Here is a 1,223-nt window from a genome sequence, read left to right on the forward strand (position 1 = left end):
TCATGACCGACCTCCCCACGACCGGATCCTCGCGCGTCAAGCGCGGCCTCGCCGAGATGCTCAAGGGCGGCGTCATCATGGACGTCGTCACCGCCGAGCAGGCGAAGATCGCCGAGGATGCCGGCGCCGTCGCCGTCATGGCGCTCGAGCGGGTGCCTGCAGACATCCGCGCCCAGGGCGGTGTCTCGCGGATGAGCGACCCCGACATGATCGACAGCATCATCGACACGGTGTCGATCCCCGTCATGGCCAAGGCGCGCATCGGACACTTCGTCGAGGCGCAGATCCTCCAGGAGCTGGGTGTCGACTACATCGACGAGTCCGAGGTGCTGTCGCCCGCCGACTACGTGAACCACATCGACAAGTTCGGCTTCACGGTGCCGTTCGTCTGCGGCGCCACGAACCTCGGTGAGGCCCTCCGCCGCATCAACGAGGGCGCGGCGATGATCCGCTCCAAGGGCGAGGCCGGCACCGGCGACGTCTCCGAGGCGATGAAGCACATCCGCAAGATCCGCGGTGAGATCGCCGCGCTGACGGCGCTTCCCAAGGACGAGCTGTTCGTCGCCGCCAAGGAGCTGCAGGCCCCGTACGAGCTGGTCGCCGAGATCGCCGAGACCGGCAAGCTCCCCGTCGTGCTGTTCGTCGCCGGTGGTGTCGCGACCCCCGCGGATGCCGCGATGATGATGCAGCTCGGCGCCGACGGCGTGTTCGTGGGCTCGGGCATCTTCAAGTCGGGCAACCCGGTCGAGCGTGCGAAGGCGATCGTCAAGGCGACGACGTTCTACGACGACCCCAAGGTCGTGGCCGAGGCTTCGCGCGGGCTGGGCGAGGCGATGGTCGGCATCAACGTGTCGGACCTCCCTGCTCCGCACCGTCTCGCCGAGCGTGGCTGGTAACCCGAGAGTCGGCGTCCTCGCGCTGCAGGGCGATGTGCGCGAGCACGCCGCCCTGCTCGCGGGACTCGGCGCCGACGTCACCCTGGTGCGGCGCCCGGAGGAGCTCGCGTCCGTCGACGGGCTCGTCATTCCCGGGGGCGAGTCGAGCGTCATCGACAAGCTGTCCCGGATCTTCGGGATGCAGGAGCCGATCCGCGCCGCGATCGCCGCGGGCATGCCCGTGCTCGGAACCTGCGCCGGCCTCATCATGCTGGCCGACTCGGTGGTCGACGCCATCGACGGACAGGAGTCCTTCGGCGGGATCGACGCGGTCGTGCGCCGCAACGC

Annotated in this window: 2 protein-coding genes; both read left to right on the forward strand. The window is 69.3% G+C overall.

Features of this window, described 5'->3' with window-relative positions; translation table 11 throughout:
* The first annotated feature begins 2 nt into the window (after positions 1 to 2).
* Positions 3 to 896, forward strand: coding sequence for a pyridoxal 5'-phosphate synthase lyase subunit PdxS (pdxS, locus tag LC452_RS21735; protein WP_136056792.1), 894 nt, complete (start codon positions 3 to 5; stop codon positions 894 to 896).
* Positions 886 to 1,223 (forward strand): pyridoxal 5'-phosphate synthase glutaminase subunit PdxT (pdxT, locus tag LC452_RS21740; protein WP_223629014.1); only part of this gene is annotated, 338 nt, incomplete at its 3' end. The genes pdxS and pdxT, both read left to right, overlap by 11 nt.

This window comes from Microbacterium sp. EST19A (genome assembly GCF_019969685.1).
Lineage (GTDB): Bacteria > Actinomycetota > Actinomycetes > Actinomycetales > Microbacteriaceae > Microbacterium.